This window comes from Desulfosoma caldarium (assembly GCF_003751385.1).
Lineage (GTDB): Bacteria > Desulfobacterota > Syntrophobacteria > Syntrophobacterales > DSM-9756 > Desulfosoma > Desulfosoma caldarium.
On record NZ_RJVA01000013.1, the window covers coordinates 167,670 to 184,198 of the forward strand.

Sequence of the window (16,529 nt, forward strand, 5' to 3'; positions counted from 1 at the left end):
CTGCGATCTCGGGCAGGGACGAGGGGCTTTCGGCGCGCTAGGTGCTCAAGGGCCCTGGAAATGACCAAAGCTCCCGGGACATTTTGGACTGCATCACCATGAACATCGCCGTTCTTTCCGACATACACGGGAACCTGGAAGCCTTTGAAGCGGTGCTGCGCGACCTGGAGGACACGCGGCCCGATCGCGTGGTGTGCCTCGGCGATGCCGTGGGCTACGGTCCCGATCCTGAAGCCGTGGTGCGGCGCCTTCAATCCCTTCGCATTCCCTGCGTCATGGGAAACCACGAATGGGCCCTCATGAACCCGGATTACCTGGAGTGGTTCAATCCTTCGGCGCGACAATCCCTGGAACTGACCCGGGAACTGCTCAGCCCCCAAGGGTTTCGCACCGTGACAGCATGGCCGACGACGCTTCACGTGGAAGGGGCCCTGTGCGTTCACGGGTGTCCGCCCCAGTCGGTCACCCGGTATCTGTTTGAGGTGGTCGTGGAAGAGCTTCCTCACCTCTTTTCCCTTTACGAAAATCCCCTGTGTTTTGTCGGGCACACGCACCAGTTGCTGTGGGTGCGATGGGACGGAAACCAAGGACGCATCCATCGGTTTCGATCCGATGCGCTGCACTTGCAGCCATCCGCCCGGTACATCGTCAACGTGGGCAGCGTGGGGCAACCTCGGGACGGAGACAATCGTGCCAAATACGTGATCTGGAACACAGAGTCTTCGACGATCGTCGTGCGGCGCGTGGCTTACGACATAGCCAAGACGGTGCAAAAGATTCTCGCTTTGGGTTTTCCACGCATTAACGCCGACCGGCTCTGGTGAGCCGTTCTCAGGTGCGTTGCAATGCATGAGGGGCATGCCGTGCGGTGGATCGGACGGTATCAGATTCTCGGGCTTTTGGGGCGGGGCGGCATGGGCCGCGTCTATCGCGTGTGGGATCCCGACGCCTCGAGCCTTCTCGCCCTAAAAATCCTGGATCCCCATCCGCACTTGGTGACGCTTCTCGGGGAAGACCAGGCGCGCCGACTCTTCCTCATGGAAACCTCTGTTATGGAGCGGCTGCGCCACCCTCACCTGGCCTGCGTACTGGATCGCGGCGTTCACGATGGACGTCCCTATTTCGTCATGGAATACCATTGTCATTCTCTGGCGGATCATATCGGTGAAGAGGCCGTGCTGGAGCGGCCCACGCGACCCTTGCCCCCTCGAGAGGCTTTCCGCCTCGTGGAAGAGATGCTTTCGGGGCTGGGGGCCATGCACCGCTCGGGTCTGGTGCATCGGGATCTGAAACCGGCCAATGTGCTTCTGGCCGACGAAGGGACCGTCAAATTGATCGACTTCGGGCTGTCCAAGATTCCGGGCGTTGTCTTTCCCAAACCGAGGCAACTCATCGTGGGGACACCCTATTATGCGGCGCCGGAACAGGAGCGTGATCCCGATGACGCCACGCCGGCTTCCGACCTTTACAGTGCCGCCGCCGTCTTCTTTCGGCTCTTGACGGGCTTACTGCCTTCAAAAACATCGGTGGCCGCCCTGCCCCATCCCTTTGACGGGGCACCCTGGAAGGCCTTCTTTGGCAAAGCCTGTGCCGCCGACCCCGCGCGGCGCTATCGCACCACGCGGGGCATGATGCAGGCCTTGAGGTCCCTACGCCGCACCTTTGATGCTGCGCTGGACCAGGCATGCCGGTTGTGGCACGACGAGCCGCCTCAGGTCGCGGATCGGCTGCGGTGCCGGCGCGAACCCGTCAAAGTGCGTCGCCGAGACGCTCAGGAATTTTTCGAATTAGATGCCCTATGGCGCCCTCGCCGTGAGACGATCAATTCCTGGGTTGTCTATCCCGAATGCCTCTACGATGGCACTACAGGGTTGTGGTGGCAGCGCGACGGTTCCAAGGACAGGCTGTCGTGGCCCGAGGCACGCAGGTACGTCGAGGATCTGTGCCGAGAGTCTTTCGGCGGCCGCAGGGATTGGCGACTTCCGACGGTGTCCGAGCTGACCACCATACTTAAAAGACCCCGATATCCGGACACCTTTTGCCTGGAACCGGTCTTTTCACGGCGCGTGCAGCGGTTCTGGTCCACGGATCGATGTTCTTATCGATCGGCTTGGTATGCCAGTTCTGAATTGGGTTATGTGGGCGTGAAGGATTTTTCCTGCCGCATGTATGGGCGCGCCGTGGCTGGGCCGCAGGAACGACCCATATGACGAAAGGGAAGACCATGCCCAGGGGTTGGATGCATCGCCTGCAGGGGTTTCTTTTCAAAGAGGATCATCGCCTTGCCAAAGGCCTTGTGGAACATAGGCTGCGCCAGGTGGGGCGGTTGCTCTACTTGAGCTTGTGGAAATTTCAGCGGGATTTTTGTTTTGACCGCGCGGCCAGTCTGGCCTTTGCCAGCATCTTGTCGATGATCCCTTTGTCGGTGTTGTTCGTGAGCTTCGTGGGGCTTTTGGGCGGGGGTGAACGCATCATGCACTTTGTCCAGCAAAAGATCCTGCCGGCCGTGGTGCCCGAATTTCAACACCAGGTCATGGAGTGGCTGGAAAGCTCCATTTCCCCCACGGTGTTCAAAGCCGGCCCGGCGGGTCTCATCAACCTGGCCGCCTTGCTGGGCCTGATCATGGGGGCTTTGAACATCCTGATCACCGCGGAAAGGGTTTTTAACCATATCTGGAGGGTGCAGGGATCGCGCCATTATTTTCAAAAAGTCACTGCCTTTTGGGTGCTGCTTACTTCAAGCCCCTTCGTCATCGTGGCCTCCATGTGGATCAGCAACGTGCTGGTGCCCCAAGGTGGGGCCGTGGAATCCTTTCTTCAAAGGAATTTTCTGGCTCGAACCCTTTACAGCCTGTGTGCTCCCGTTTTTGTGGAAACCATCTGTTTTGCTCTCATCTACTTCTATTTGCCTTCGGCGCGGGTACGGTTTCGAAACGCGGTCTTGGCCGGGTTGTGTGCCGCCGTCCTGTGGGAATTGTCCAAAAAGGGTTTTTATTTCTACGTGAGCCAGGCGGGCACCATGACGAATTTTTATCGAAACCTGGCCACAGTGCCTTTGTTTTTCGTGTGGCTGTTTCTCACGTGGATCATCCTTTTGTGGGGAGGGCAGCTGAGCTACGCGCTGCAAAACGCCAAAGCCCTGATACTGGAACAGAACCAAGGATGGGCGGCGCATCGGTATTCGCAAGTGTTTTTGGGTTTTTTTCTGGTGCTTCGTGTGTACGAACATTTTCTTCGAGGTGATGAACCCTGCGAACTGGACGCGTTGGCCGACGAGATCGGCGTTCCTCAGGAGACGCTTCTCACTCTTTCGGAATACCTTGTGGAACACCGCGTCCTTGTGGAAGACGCGCAGCGCCTCGGCTGCTACACTCTGGCCAAGCACCCGTCCCTTATCTCGCTGCAGGACCTGGCGCAACGGCTTTATGCCAAAGAATTTCCCGGCGAAATGCCCCTGCTGGATTCCCTAGGGCAAGCCGAAAGGAGCGGCAGCTATGGCGAGGGCGGCATTTCTGTGTTGGCGCAAGAACTGCTTCGGGCGGCCTTACGCGGCTACTTTTCCCCGTTTGTTGGAAAAACGTTGGAAGACCTCGACATTGGGGTCACATCTTGATTTATGCCATAAATCTGTTGCAGCCCTGAGGGCCAGCCCGACAAATGTGGGAACGACCGGTGCTTGGGAAGGGGCCACCTTTTCGTGAGAAGATCTGGAGGGAGCGAGGGGGCTGCGCCCGTTGAGGGAGGGGACGATGCAAGGATGTCCACTCAAGCCATGCCCACGCCCGAAGGATCGCCGCAAGGCACTAGGTCTTCTATTCAATTATTCCATGTCCATTGGACCAGAGGAGGCCCCTATGGCAGGCTGAGCCACTCCTTTCAGTGGGCACTCAGGGACGTTCTGATATCTCTGGATATCCTGCTTGCGGTCTGCCTCGCACGGCGATGGCGGGACGGCACAATTTATCCGCGGGGAAAAATTCCGTAATGAATCCGTAAGACTTTTTAAGCCACCAAGAACTCCGGGCATAGTTTCCCATAGTTGGTGTTGTTCGCCGCTTCGTTTCGTTGGGAGCTTTTGTTCTTGCAAAGGTCGAGGGATTGCTGAAAAAATTTCAAGGAGCCTTGGCCTAGTTTTGCTTTTCAGGAGCGCCACAGAGTGCGATGTTTTTTAGCCTCAAAGTGCCTTTGGCTTGTGGATCACCTTGGCCGTGGCCAGCGTCGATCCGACAAACCGAACAGCGCCTCCAGTGACCAACACGCTCAAGGCTCTAAGGCGCTTTCCATGTGGCCACTTTTGGTCTCGGCGTGCGCTGTTCCCGCAGGCTGGCGTGCGCTGCCGGCGCACGGTGACTCCAACGACGGGCTTGTTGGGCAAAGTTGAGTGGAAGCGAAACTCCTTTGAAAACGGCGCAAGAGCCGCGCGGCCTCGGCGGGTTAGGTCCCCAGAGGCATGGCCTGTGGCGTGGCGGGTTCGGGACATGTTTGAAGGAAATGACGTCATGGAGGAACAGTCCATCATGGTTTTGGAGGATGCCCACGAACACGAGGCGTCTCAAGGGGATGTTTTCGAGCAGGCACAGGAGGACATTCCGGATCGCGCATCGTGGTTTCGACGATGTCGTCGCGTGGTGGTCAAGGTCGGCAGTGCCGTCCTCACCATGCCTCGAGGCCTCGACCGCGTCATCATTCATCGCCTGACCGATCAGATTGTGGAATTGAAGCACCGAGGTCACGAAGTGATCATCGTGTCTTCTGGAGCGGTGGCGTCCGGCATGCGCAAGGTGGGCCTCAAGGAAAAACCCCGCACCATTCCTCAGAAACAGGCCACGGCGGCCATCGGCCAGACCTTTCTCATGAACGCCTGGGAAGAAGCCTTTGACAAGTTTGAACTGCTGACAGCCCAGATCCTCCTCACCAACGAAGACCTGGCTCATCGGCACCGGTACCTGAATGCCCGCAACACTCTGGAAACCCTTCTGGACTGGAACATCGTGCCCATAGTCAACGAAAACGACACGGTGGTGGTGGAAGAAATCAAGTTCGGGGACAACGACCAACTCTCGGCACTCATTGCCGGCTTGGTGGCCGCCGACCTGGTGGTGATCCTCACGGACACAGAAGGCCTCTATGAGTGTGACCCTCGAGCCCGGCCTGACGCGCGGCTCATTCGCGTGGTGCATGGGTTCAATCCCAAGCTGACGGCCTGTGCCACGCCGGAACCCGGCTCGGTGGGCACGGGAGGCATGTTGAGCAAGTTGCAGGCCGCCAAGAAATGCCTTGCGTCGGGCATTCCCATGGTCATCGGGCCGGGTCGGGAGAAGGACGTCCTGGTGCGCCTCTTTGACGGCGAACCTTTGGGAACCCTTTTTCTGCCTAAGCGCCGCTTGTATCACGGCAAAAAGATTTGGCTGGCCAACCTGCCCAAACCGGCAGGGGAATTGGTACTGGACCAGGGAGCGGTGAAGGCGCTGCAAAAGGCGGGAAAATCCCTGCTGCCCATCGGGATTCGAGAAGTGCGAGGCGCCTTTGGTGTGGGAGCTGCGGTGCGCTGCGTGGATGAAGAGGGCACGCTGGTGGGCGTGGGCTTGACCAATTACCGTTCGGATGAAATTGATCGCATTAAAGGGCATCATACCGAGGAGATCGAGGCTTTGCTTGGCTACAAGCATTCCGATGAGGTCATTCACCGAAACAATTTCGTGCTCAATGAACCGTAAGTGTTCGACGGTACTTCGAGAAAAAAGGAAGAGCCATGGGATACCGGGAAGAGATGACGGCGATGGGAAAGCGAGCCCGTGAAGCGGCGCACCAGATGGCCAAGGCGGGCACGACGTTAAAGCAAAGGTTCTTAGAAAAAACCGCAGAAAGGCTTGGTGCGGAACGGGATCGCCTCGCGCAGGCCAACGCGCTGGATATTGCCGCTGCCGAAGAAAAAGGGCTGCCCAAGGCCAAGGTGGATCGATTGCGCCTCACCGACAAGGTGCTCAAGGAAATGACGGACGGATTACGTCAGGTAGCCCAGCTTCCGGATCCGGTGGGCCAGGTCACCGGCCTGTGGACGCGGCCTAACGGCTTGCGCGTGGGCCGCATGCGCATTCCCCTGGGCGTGGTGGGCATCATTTACGAATCGCGTCCCAACGTGACGGTGGATGCGGCCGGATTGTGCATTAAGGCCGGCAATGCCGTGATTCTTCGAGGCGGATCCGAAGCCTTTCATTCCAATCGATGCTTAGCGAAGATTCTTCAAGAGACCCTTCGTGAAGTGGGGTTGCCGGAGGCGGCCGTGCAGGTGGTGGAGACCACCGATCGGGAGGCGGTGCTGGAGTTACTGCGGCTGGAAGAGTTCATCGATGTGATGATTCCTCGAGGGGGTGAGGAACTTATTCGTTTCGTGGCGGAAAACGCGCGCATGCCGGTCCTGAAGCATTACAAAGGGGTCTGCCACATCTATGTGGATGAAAGGGTGGATATGGACATGGCCGAAAAGGTGTGTCTCAACGCCAAGGTGCAGCGGCCCGGCGTGTGCAACGCCATGGAAACTCTTTTGGTGCATCGGGCGGCGGCCCCGGTCTTTTTGCCACGGATGGCCGAAGTGTTTCGTCGCCATGGTGTGGAACTGAGAGGATGCCCCGAAACCTGCCGGCTGGTGCCTGAATGTCGACCGGCAACGGACGAGGATTGGGGCATGGAATATCTGGACCTGATTTTGGCCGTCAAGGTGGTGGGGTCCATGGAAGAAGCCATCGACCATATCGCGCGCTACGGATCCAACCACACGGAAGCGATTCTCACAGAAGATTTTGATCGCGCCATGCGCTTTCTTCAGGAAGTGCAGTCCAGTCTGGTGCTGGTCAACGCGTCCACCCGCTTCAACGACGGATACCAGTTGGGGCTGGGCGCGGAAATCGGCATTTCCACGTCGCGGCTTCATGCCTTTGGCCCCATGGGCGTGGAGGAATTGACGACCACCAAGTTCATCGCCTTTGGCTCGGGGCAGCTGCGCGATTAGGGCTGAAGGGGCACGGGGAGGGCATGAGCCGGGATGTTTTAAGGCGCCTGGGTATTTTGGGCGGCACGTTCAATCCGGTGCATTTGGGCCATTTGCGCATGGCCGAAGAGGCCGTGGAAGCTCTAGCCTTGGACCTGTGCCTATTCCTACCGGCCTGGGTGCCTCCCCACAAACCCGACCCGCATCTTGTGGCCTTTGAACACCGATGGCGCATGCTGGAGCTGGCTACGGCCGGCCACCCGCGCTTTGGCCTCTCGGATGTGGAAAAACGCCTGCGCGGCACATCTTACACCGTGCGCACCCTTCGAACCCTTTACCTGGAGCTGCCGCCCGAAACCCAGCTCTTCCTTTTGGTGGGTACCGACGCTTTTTTTGAAATGCCCACTTGGTGGCGGTATGGTGAAATTTTTCGGTTAGCCACGGTGGTCGTGCTTGATAGGCCTAACCTCGCTACCGAAGACGTTCTGGCTTTTCTACATAAGCATGTGTCCACGGATTATGGCCACGAGGCGACTGATGGGCAGGAAGGCAGCCGTGCGGCGCGGACCGTTTACCGGTCCATCACGCGGTTTCCTGTGGTGTGCCTAAAAACCACTCGGCTCGATATTGCTTCGTCGCGCATTCGAACTCTGGTGGCCGAGGGAAAATCCATTCGGTTTCTGGTCCCCGACGCGGTGATGGATTATATTAGTGAAAAGAGCTTGTATCGGTCAACACGAGCAAAATGTCCGTGATGGAGGAAGAATGGCCAACACAGCTAGACAGTCCGAGAACACGCGAACCCGCATGGATCCTTTGTCCAAAGCGCTTTCGTGCGCCAAGGAGGCCGACACCCGCAAGGCTTTGGATATGGTCCTTTTGGATGTGTCAAAGATCACCACGGTTGCCGATTATTTTTTGATCTGCAGCGGTCGATCCAGCCGTCAGGTGCAGGGCATCGCCGAGGCGGTGCAAGCACGGCTGCGGCAACTGGGCGTACGCCCTCTAGGTGTGGAGGGGGAACGAGAAGGGCATTGGGTGCTTTTGGATTACGGGGATGTCATCGTGCACATTTTCTATCAGCCCATTCGAGAACTTTACGACCTGGAAAGTCTGTGGTCTGAGGGCGCCGTGGTGCCTTTGGATGAGCATCTGGTGGTCCCCAAAGGTGAACGAGAATGACACGATCTTGGCGCCGAGTCTTGTACGGGGTGTTGGTTTTGAGTCTGCTGTTTGCGGCGGGGCCGTCACGAACGTGGGCTCTGGAGCTGGACGAGGAAAAGGAACTGGGCCGCAAGATACTGCAGATGGTTCGCGACCATTTCCGCCTCATTGAAGACCCGGAGGTGGTCGGATACGTGCAAGCCGTGGGCCGGCGCGTGGTGCGCGCGTTAGGGCCCGTGCACTACGATTACGCCTTTTTTGTCATCGACGACGCCACGCCCAACGCCTTTGCCATTCCCGGAGGGTACGTCTTTGTCTTTCGAGGACTTTTGGAACTTATGGACTCCGAAGCGGAATTGGCAAGCATTCTGGCACACGAACTGGCGCACGTACAGTCCCGCCACATTCACAAGCAGCTGGAAAGAGGCCGGATTTTAAGCATCGCCGGCATTGTGGGAACTTTGGCGGGAGCGTTTTTGGGTCTGGAAAGCGATGCGGCCCGGGCTCTGGCCATGGGCACCATGGCCGGCGCGCAAACGCTACAGCTAAAGTACAGTCGAGAAGACGAAGAGGAGGCGGATCGCCTGGGGTTTGAATATCTCGTGTCGGCGGGCTATGAGCCTCGGGCCATGGTGACGGTCATGCAAAAGATGCGGCGCATGAATTGGCAGAGCGATTCCCGGGTGCCGTCCTATCTCATGACCCACCCTGCCATGGGAGAACGGGTGGGGTATTTGGAGCTGTTGGTGGAGCGCAAAGGGGCTCGGCCGTCGAGCGCAAAGGTTCGCGATGCCCTGGGAGATTATCCCTTTGTGCTCGCCATCTTGCTGAGTCGGCACGCCGAATTTGGGGAGGCACAGAGGCGTTTTCAAGGATGGCTTCAGGACCCGGCGCGCAAAGCGGCGGCTCTTTACGGGCTGGGTCGCATTCACTTATCCAAGGGCCGCCTGGACGAGGCGCTGAATCTTCTGCGCCAGGCCGCCGTTCTGAAGCCCATGAGCCATCTGGTGTTGACGGGTTTGGGCGAGACCTATCATCGACTTGGGCGCTTGGAAGAGGCGGAAAAAGCGCTGCGTTCGGCCCTTGCCCTGGACGATGAATCCCCCATGGCGCACTTGCGCTTGGGACTTGTGTATCAAGATCAGGAAAAATGGCAGGAAGCCCTGCGGCACCTTAAGAGAGCCGAGGCCTTGGCGCCGCTGAACCCTGAGCTGGATTATCAGCTGGGGGTCGTCTATGGGCGCATGCAGGATCTGGGGCCGGCCCATTATTATCTGGCCCGGCATGCCATGAGGCGCGGGGATGCCAAGCTTGTGGCGTTTCATATGCAAAAGGCCAAAATTTACCTGCCGGCATCGGACGATCGCCTTCGAGAATTGGAGCGATGGCTCAAAGAAAGTCGAAAAACTTCTCGCGGTTCCTGATTGTCCACGCATGCACCAGAGCACGGTGAGTCCCAATCTTTCGTTCACATTGACAGGCATGAGCGCCCACGGACGCGCCGGCACGCGTCCCTCCGTAAGGTCGTCGTGTGCCCTTCATGCCTACCTTGCAGGGGCAGCGTGTCGGTAAGGGGCGTCATGGTTTGATTTCGTAGGAGCGCCGCACGGCGCGATGGCTTTGAGCTTTTGGGAGTTCATTTGCCTGAATGCGTGATGGTCGCGGCCTGTGCTGCTCCTCCACACATTCCACCGCGCTCACCAATGAGCTTTGAGGGCATACTTTAGGATCTTTACGGAGACCTGTCGCCAAACGTTATCGTTGTCACTCTCGCGCAAGCGGGAATCCACACCTCGCTGCGTCCAATCGACCAAAGGAATGGACGTTGTGGGCAACGCCTTATCGTCACTCCTTCCGCGGAAGCGGGAGTCCATGCCCTGAAGTTCCTATCGAGAAATGGAGTTACCCCTGTGAGAGGCGTCTTTGAGTAAGGACCTCGTCCTTGCGGTCCTGGCCGTTGCCGCGGGCCAGAGGCCGTCCCTTCGATTCGTTGAGCCCTGCCCTTGCCCTCGAGCTCGGTTCTCCACGGTCCCCATTGCCCACTTCCATGGTCCGCGCGTCCCTCCGAAAGCTCTCCGATCTACGCCGTTGGGCTTCAGCGCAAATGAGGAAGGGCCTCCGTTCTCCGGTCGACCGGGTGGCGTGGTGCATGAGCAACCTCTTGACGATTTTGGAAAAGCAGTGCTACACAATCAATTTATACATGAGCGAAAAGGTTGCGAAAGCATCACACATCGGCCCGGGGTGCGGGTCTGGGGGTGCAGGAGGGACCCATGAAAATTCTTGTCAGCGACAATTTGTCCGAGTCGGGGATTGAAAAGCTTAAGGCCGTTCCCGGATTTGAAGTGGAAGTCAACACGAGCCTCACGCACGAAGAGCTCTGCAGTATCATCAAAGAATACGATGCGCTGGTCATTCGAAGCGCCACCAAGGTGACGCGTGAGGTCATCGAAGCGGCGGACAATTTGAAGGTCATCGGACGTGCCGGAATCGGGCTGGACAATGTGGACATTCCTGCAGCCACCAAGCGCGGCATCGTGGTCATGAACACCCCTGAAGGGAACGTGATCACCACGGCCGAACACACCATCGCCATGCTCATGGCCTTGACCCGCAACATTCCTCAAGCCAACAAGTCCATGAAGGAAGGCAAGTGGGAAAAGAAGAAGTTTCGCGGCAAAGAAGTCTTCAACAAGACCTTGGGTGTCGTGGGCATCGGGCGCATTGGCCGCGTCGTGGCGGATCGGGCCAAGGGATTGAAGATGAACGTCATCGCCTATGATCCCTACATCAACGAAGAGACCATTCGCAAACTGGGGGTGGAAGCCGTCAGCTTTGACGAACTCTTGAGCCGTGCCGACTACATCACCGTGCACACGCCCATGACCCAGGAAACCCGCAACCTCATCGATAAGGAAGCCTTCAAGAAGATGAAGCCCGGCGTGTTCCTCATCAACTGCGCTCGGGGTGGCATCGTCAACGAACAGGACCTCTACGACGCCATTCGGGAAGGGATTGTGGCCGGAGCGGCCTTGGACGTGTTTGTGGAAGAACCCCCCAAGAACAATCCCTTGCTGGAACTGGACAAGGTGATTGCCACACCGCACCTGGGCGCGTCCACGGATGAAGCCCAAGAAAACGTGGCCTTGGCCGTGGCCGACCAGGTCATCGATTACCTGCTGAACGGCACCATTCGCAATGCGGTGAACGCCCCGGCCATCGACGGAGAAATCTTGGCCACCATGAGGCCGTATTTGGAATTGTCCGAAAAACTGGGCAGTCTGGTGCAGCAGATCACCCAGGGAGCCCCCGAGCAGGTTTCCATCGAATACGTAGGTGATGTGTGCCAAGTCAATGATACCAAGCCACTCACCATCTCGGTCCTCAAGGGTATTTTGACGCCCATGTTGGGGGAGCAGGTCAATTTCGTTAACGCTCCGGTGCTTGCGAAGGAACGGGGCATTCGAGTCACGGAGAGTCTGCGCACGGAAGCCGAAGACTTCACCAACCTCATCAGCATCTACATGAAGACGTCCCAGGACGAAAACCTGGTGGCGGGAACCATTTTCGGCAAGAAGGACGTGCGGCTGGTGCGCATCAATGACTTTCGGCTGGAAGCCGCCATGGAAGGGCATTTGGTGCTCATTTACAACATCGACACGCCGGGCACCATCGGTGCCATTGGTACTTGCCTGGGACGGCACAACATCAACATTTCCATGATGGACGTGGGGCAGGTGTTGGAACGTGGTCAAAACATCATTCTGTTGCGCACAGACACGCCGGTGACGCCCGATGTGGTCAAGGAACTGCTGTCCTTGGAAAATGTCAATATCGTGCAGATTCTCGAGCTGTAACGTGAGAAACTTCATGAGCGACCATGATCGTGAGCCGTGTGACGGAGGGCCTATGGAGGAGCAGGAAAAGAAGGGCTTTGTCGTTCGAGATCGGCGAAAGATCGTGTTGGACGAAGTAGAAGGGCGAGGGAACGTGGAAGCCGCCGCGGCAGCCGAGCGGCAGGAGCCGAAAGAGCCCACGGGGGAGCCATCCGTGCAGGAGAAGGCCAAGGCCGACGCCGACCAGGCCGCTCGAAAGGCTCGATCCGGTGCCACGTACCCTCAGGTGACCTTTTCCACTTTTGTCTTTTCGTTGAGTTCTTCCGCGCTGGTGCATTTGGGGGAAGTACCCGACCCTTCGACCCAAAAGGTAGAAAAAGACCTTCCCCTGGCCAAGCAGATTATCGATACGCTGGCGATGCTCCAAGAAAAGACCAAGGGAAACCTGGACAAGGACGAAGAGCAGCTGCTGCAGACGGTGCTTTATGATCTGCGGCTGCGCTTTGTCAAACAAAGTCATTCGTAGTTTCAGTGGGGGTACGGAAACGTTCGTCCACAGGGGCCTCGGGAGTGGCGGCAAGGCCCCTGCGCATGTGAAGCGGTGAGGGCGCGGTTTCGACGACCGGGGTGTCAATGGCCGAGGTTTCTGTCAAAGCGGCCCAAAGCGTCGAAATAGTATGGTGCCGCGGGGTGCTTTTAGAGCGAAAGCCCACAAGGGCCTTCTCGAGCAAGCGGGGACGAGGCCCTACGAAAACCCTTCAAACCGTCACTCCCAAGCATGCGAGAGCCTAATGGGGCATCAGATACCGCCACGAACCTTTTTCCCGTAACTCCCGCGGACGTGGAACCTCGAGAACGTCTTGTTCAGGGATTTTCAGGTCTAGAGATGGCATTCCCGTGCCAGCGGAAGCCTATATCCACGGGACTGTCTACCCCCTCCACGGCTGCGCACGGACAACCCAACCCCCCTCGGGAAAGACGGAAGACGCGCAATGGCGCCAATTGGCCATGATCGGACAAGGGGGAAAGCAAACGTTCAAGAGAATGCCCCAAGGAAATTTTCCCTGAGAGCATAGGCCTCTGGCCTGCATCCAAAAAAGCAGGCCGGACGCCTGCGCTTACGGGCCACTCGGGCTCAAAGGCATTGTTGCACGTGCTGGCAAGGATGCAATCCATGAAGGTCTCGGTGACCGCTTGCGCAAAGATCAATCTGTGGCTGGAAGTGCTTCGAAAGCGCCCCGACGGTTACCATGACCTATCCACCCTCATGCTCCCCGTGGGCATTCAGGACCGGCTGGACATTGAGACCTGTTCGGAGGGTCTTGAGCTTCGGTGCGATCATCCCGAGGTGCCCACGGATGCGCGAAATTTGCTGTATCGGGCGGCCGAAGCTTTTTTTGAGCGATCGGGCTGGCGCATCGGACTGCGCCTTTATCTGGTGAAAGGCATTGCCGTTGGGGCCGGCCTGGGGGGAGGAAGCGCCGATGCGGCGGCCCTGCTGAGATTTCTCAATACCGTGGCTCCCGAACCGCTGCCCTCTTCCACCCTTCATGAACTGGCTCGGGGGCTAGGGGGCGATGTGCCCTTTTTTCTCCTGGGCCGACCGGCTTTGGCCACGGGCATTGGGGATCAATTGCAGCCCATTGTTGGTCTGCCCCAGTATCCCCTCCTGCTGATGAAACCTCCGTACGCCGTGTCCACTGCTTGGGCTTACGGGAGTTTGAAGTTGACAAGGGGAGGGAGTCGCATTAAGATCCAGACGTTGTTAGCTTGCCCCCTCAACCCGGCGTCATGTCTGGAAAATGACCTGGAAGATGTGGTGGCGAAAGCCTATTCGGACGTTGTCGCCATCAAGGAGTGGTTGTTGCACAATGGGGCCGTAGGGGCGCTCATGACCGGGAGCGGACCTACGGTTTTTGGCATCTTTGAAACCGTGGATCAGGCCCGGGCCGTCGCGACGCGGATTCCTGCAGCGTGGAGCCGGTACTGGTGGGCGGTGACCACCACCCTCAACGGGCCGCAGTCCTGCCGAGCACGGTGAACGCATCGTTTTTTTGGGGTGTCGCCAAGGGGTAAGGCACGGGTCTTTGGAACCCGCATTCGGAGGTTCGAATCCTCCCACCCCAGCCAACCCAGCTTGGCCAAGCGGGCGGCATGAGATGCGAGAAGCGCCCCGGCCATGAAGCCGAGGCGGCGGACTGAAGATTAGCGCTTTGGGGGGACGGGTCGGGGGGAGCATGGGCAATCGACTGAAAGTCTTTGCCGGGTCGTCCAACCCGAAACTGGCGGAAAGTGTGTGCCGCCATTTGGGCATGTCCTTGGGCAAGGCCTTGGTGACGCGGTTCTCCGACGGGGAGATTCGCGTGGAGATCGGGGAAAACGTGCGGGGCGTGGACGCCTACGTTGTGCAGTCCACGTGTCGGCCGGTCCACGATCATTTGATGGAACTTTTGCTCATGGTGGACGCCCTCAAAAGGGCATCGGCGGAACGCATCAATGCAGTTATTCCCTATTACGGGTATGGGCGTCGAGATCAAAAGGACAAGCCGAGGGTTCCCATCACCGCCAAGGTGGTGGCCAATTTGCTGAGTGCCGCCGGGGTGGACCGGGTCGTGTCCTGTTCCCTGCACGCGGGTCAGATCCAAGGCTTTTTCCGCCTGCCTGTAGACGACATTCCGGGGCATTGTTTTGGCATGGATGAGATCCAAAAGGAAGTAAGCCAGGACAGTGTGGTGGTGGCGCCCGACGCCGCTGGCGTGGCTCGAGCCCGCGTGCTGGCGGAAAAATTGAGGCTGCCTTTAGCCATTATTCATCGGGAACAGGTAACGGGTCAAAAGGAAGCTGTGGTTGTGGGGGATGTGCGTGGCCGATCTGTCTTCATTTACGATGACATGGTGGACACGGGGACCAAAGTGTGTGCGGCGGTGCGGGCCGTCATGGCCTTTGGGGCGCGGGAAGCGTCGGCTTTCTGTGTCCATGGCGTGCTGTCTTCGGGAGCCGTTGAGCGCATTGAAGCCTCGGAGCTTCGACGGCTCATGGTGACGGATACCATTCCCTTGCCAAGCCGAGCAGCGGTATCCCCGAAAATCACGACGGTCAGTGTAGCCCCCCTTTTGGCTCGAGTTATGGATCACATTCATCGAGGTGAATCGGTGAGCCGCCTCTTTGCCTAGCGGTTCGATTCTTCGATGTATTTTTCCTATGGAGGCGATCGATGGCGATGTTGGAGTTGTCAGCGAAAGTACGAACGCAAACGGGAAAAGGCCCTGCCAGGCGGCTGCGCCAACAGGAGTGGATTCCGGCCGTGTGCTACGGCCCCAAAACCTCTCCTCTTCCCTTGTCTGTTCCCTTGAACCAATTGCTCAAGTGTCTCAAGGCTATGGGAGAAGAAACGCGGCTTATTCCTCTGGTGGTGGATGACGGAGCGCAGCGCACAACCAAAAAGGTGCTCGTTCGCGAAGTGCAGGTCCATCCCTACAAGCGGCGTATCATTCACGTGGACTTTCACGAAGTGGCGCTGGATGAGCCCATGACGTTAGACGTGCCGGTGGAACTTGTGGGCACTCCCGTGGGCATTGCCGAGGGCGGTGTGCTCAACCAGGTGCGCTACAGTCTGTCTGTGCGATGCCTTCCCACGGAAATTCCCGAAAAGATCACGCTGGACGTGAGCCATTTGCGCATTGGGGAATCGCTGCACATTTCTGATATTCGTGGTAACTATCCCTTTGAGATCTTGGACGACGACAGCTATACTGTGGTGACCGTGGCAACACCAGAATCGGAAGAAGCGCCTGAGGTTTCGGAATCGCCAACTGAAGATGGAGAGGGGGTGACAGAGGCATAGGTGGTCGAAGGAAGTTTCTGCCCGAAGGCAGAGAGCCAGAGGCCTTTCGCTTCGGCACAGATTCACGTGGTGGTCGGGCTGGGCAACCCCGGGCGGCGCTATGAAGGCACCAGGCACAATGTGGGTTTTGCCGTGGTGGATGCCTTGGCGGCGGCATGGGGGGTGAGCCTTCAGGAGCGAAAGTTTGCAGCGCAGTGGGGCGAAGGCGTGGTGAAGGGGCGCAGAGTCCTTTTCATCAAGCCGACAACGTACATGAATCGAAGCGGAGAAGCCGTCGAGGCCATGCTTCATTACTTCAAGATTCCGCACACTCACATGCTGGTCATTCATGATGATTTGGACCTGCCTTTGGGGCGCTTGAAGATCGTGCGAAAAGGGAGTGCGGGCGGCCATCGAGGCGTGGCGTCCATCGTGGAGCGGGTGGGCGACGGCGATTTTCCTCGTCTGAAAATGGGCATCGGCCGGCCTCGGCACGGAGAACCGGTGGAAGAGTTTGTGCTGAGTGCCCCATACGAGGACGAGCGGGACCGGTTCGAAGGCATGATTACCCTCGGCGCGCAGGCGGGTCAAGTCGTGGTGGAACAGGGCGTGGACGCGGCCATGAATCTTTACAATCGAAGGAGTGCGGCCACTACGATGCTTGTTCGGGCGGAAACGCAGCGGTGAACTTTTTTTTGGCTTGTCAAGTTAAAATTTG

The 16,529-nt window shown here is 58.2% G+C and carries 14 protein-coding genes and 1 tRNA gene; all 15 read left to right on the forward strand.

All coding sequences use genetic code 11. From position 1 onward, the window contains the following. Positions 1-98 precede the first annotated feature (98 nt). Complete coding sequence (locus EDC27_RS11115; RefSeq protein WP_123290950.1) at positions 99-824, forward strand: metallophosphoesterase family protein; 726 nt, start codon at positions 99-101, stop codon at positions 822-824. Between the two features lie 39 nt (positions 825-863). Beyond that, entirely contained in the window at positions 864-2,210 is a 1,347-nt protein-coding gene (locus EDC27_RS11120) for a protein kinase domain-containing protein (protein ID WP_170161769.1), read from the forward strand. After that, complete coding sequence (locus EDC27_RS11125; protein ID WP_123290692.1) at positions 2,207-3,613, forward strand: YihY/virulence factor BrkB family protein; 1,407 nt, start codon at positions 2,207-2,209, stop codon at positions 3,611-3,613. Before EDC27_RS11120 ends, EDC27_RS11125 begins: the two co-directional genes overlap by 4 nt. 886 nt (positions 3,614-4,499) lie before the next feature. Continuing rightward, positions 4,500-5,717, forward strand: coding sequence for a glutamate 5-kinase (gene proB / locus EDC27_RS11130; RefSeq protein ID WP_245994478.1), 1,218 nt, complete (start codon positions 4,500-4,502; stop codon positions 5,715-5,717). 35 nt (positions 5,718-5,752) lie between these two features. Continuing rightward, on the forward strand, positions 5,753-7,009 hold the full coding sequence (locus EDC27_RS11135) for a glutamate-5-semialdehyde dehydrogenase (RefSeq protein WP_123290693.1): 1,257 nt from the start codon (positions 5,753-5,755) through the stop codon (positions 7,007-7,009). 23 nt (positions 7,010-7,032) lie between these two features. Next, a complete protein-coding gene (gene nadD, locus EDC27_RS11140; protein ID WP_123290694.1) occupies positions 7,033-7,743 on the forward strand; it encodes a nicotinate-nucleotide adenylyltransferase in 711 nt (236 codons plus the stop codon). 10 nt (positions 7,744-7,753) lie between these two features. Further along, positions 7,754-8,170 (forward strand): ribosome silencing factor, encoded by a 417-nt coding sequence (gene rsfS / locus EDC27_RS11145; RefSeq protein WP_211334877.1) that lies wholly within the window; start codon positions 7,754-7,756, stop codon positions 8,168-8,170. Next, positions 8,167-9,576 (forward strand): M48 family metallopeptidase, encoded by a 1,410-nt coding sequence (locus EDC27_RS11150; RefSeq protein WP_123290695.1) that lies wholly within the window; start codon positions 8,167-8,169, stop codon positions 9,574-9,576. The genes rsfS and EDC27_RS11150 overlap by 4 nt, the downstream gene beginning before the upstream one ends. An 849-nt stretch (positions 9,577-10,425) precedes the next feature. Beyond that, positions 10,426-12,009, forward strand: coding sequence for a phosphoglycerate dehydrogenase (serA, locus tag EDC27_RS11160; protein WP_123290697.1), 1,584 nt, complete (start codon positions 10,426-10,428; stop codon positions 12,007-12,009). Between the two features lie 52 nt (positions 12,010-12,061). Further along, on the forward strand, positions 12,062-12,514 hold the full coding sequence (locus EDC27_RS11165) for a DUF1844 domain-containing protein (RefSeq protein ID WP_123290698.1): 453 nt from the start codon (positions 12,062-12,064) through the stop codon (positions 12,512-12,514). Between the two features lie 648 nt (positions 12,515-13,162). After that, on the forward strand, positions 13,163-14,029 hold the full coding sequence (gene ispE / locus EDC27_RS11170) for a 4-(cytidine 5'-diphospho)-2-C-methyl-D-erythritol kinase (RefSeq protein ID WP_170161770.1): 867 nt from the start codon (positions 13,163-13,165) through the stop codon (positions 14,027-14,029). 14 nt (positions 14,030-14,043) lie between these two features. Continuing rightward, positions 14,044-14,118, forward strand: a tRNA-Gln gene (locus EDC27_RS11175). Between the two features lie 107 nt (positions 14,119-14,225). Then, complete coding sequence (locus EDC27_RS11180) at positions 14,226-15,161, forward strand: ribose-phosphate diphosphokinase (RefSeq protein WP_123290700.1); 936 nt, start codon at positions 14,226-14,228, stop codon at positions 15,159-15,161. A 41-nt stretch (positions 15,162-15,202) separates the two neighbouring features. Then, the gene (locus EDC27_RS11185; protein ID WP_123290701.1) at positions 15,203-15,832 is read left to right on the forward strand and encodes a 50S ribosomal protein L25/general stress protein Ctc; all 630 of its coding nucleotides are present in this window, start codon (positions 15,203-15,205) and stop codon (positions 15,830-15,832) included. Continuing rightward, positions 15,833-16,498, forward strand: coding sequence for an aminoacyl-tRNA hydrolase (gene pth / locus EDC27_RS11190; RefSeq protein ID WP_245994482.1), 666 nt, complete (start codon positions 15,833-15,835; stop codon positions 16,496-16,498). It begins immediately after the preceding gene. Positions 16,499-16,529 lie beyond the last annotated feature (31 nt).

Excerpts from the sequence above, each read along its gene's own strand:
- EDC27_RS11115 (WP_123290950.1), top strand. The coding sequence starts at position 99 with ATGAACATCGCCGTTCTTTCCGACATACACGGGAACCTGGAAGCCTTT.
- EDC27_RS11125 (WP_123290692.1), top strand. The coding sequence starts at position 2,207 with ATGACGAAAGGGAAGACCATGCCCAGGGGTTGGATGCATCGCCTGCAG.
- proB (WP_245994478.1), top strand. The coding sequence starts at position 4,500 with ATGGAGGAACAGTCCATCATGGTTTTGGAGGATGCCCACGAACACGAG.
- EDC27_RS11135 (WP_123290693.1), top strand. The coding sequence starts at position 5,753 with ATGGGATACCGGGAAGAGATGACGGCGATGGGAAAGCGAGCCCGTGAA.
- nadD (WP_123290694.1), top strand. The coding sequence starts at position 7,033 with ATGAGCCGGGATGTTTTAAGGCGCCTGGGTATTTTGGGCGGCACGTTC.
- rsfS (WP_211334877.1), top strand. The coding sequence starts at position 7,754 with ATGGCCAACACAGCTAGACAGTCCGAGAACACGCGAACCCGCATGGAT.
- EDC27_RS11150 (WP_123290695.1), top strand. The coding sequence starts at position 8,167 with ATGACACGATCTTGGCGCCGAGTCTTGTACGGGGTGTTGGTTTTGAGT.
- serA (WP_123290697.1), top strand. The coding sequence starts at position 10,426 with ATGAAAATTCTTGTCAGCGACAATTTGTCCGAGTCGGGGATTGAAAAG.
- EDC27_RS11165 (WP_123290698.1), top strand. The coding sequence starts at position 12,062 with ATGGAGGAGCAGGAAAAGAAGGGCTTTGTCGTTCGAGATCGGCGAAAG.
- ispE (WP_170161770.1), top strand. The coding sequence starts at position 13,163 with ATGAAGGTCTCGGTGACCGCTTGCGCAAAGATCAATCTGTGGCTGGAA.
- EDC27_RS11180 (WP_123290700.1), top strand. The coding sequence starts at position 14,226 with ATGGGCAATCGACTGAAAGTCTTTGCCGGGTCGTCCAACCCGAAACTG.
- EDC27_RS11185 (WP_123290701.1), top strand. The coding sequence starts at position 15,203 with ATGGCGATGTTGGAGTTGTCAGCGAAAGTACGAACGCAAACGGGAAAA.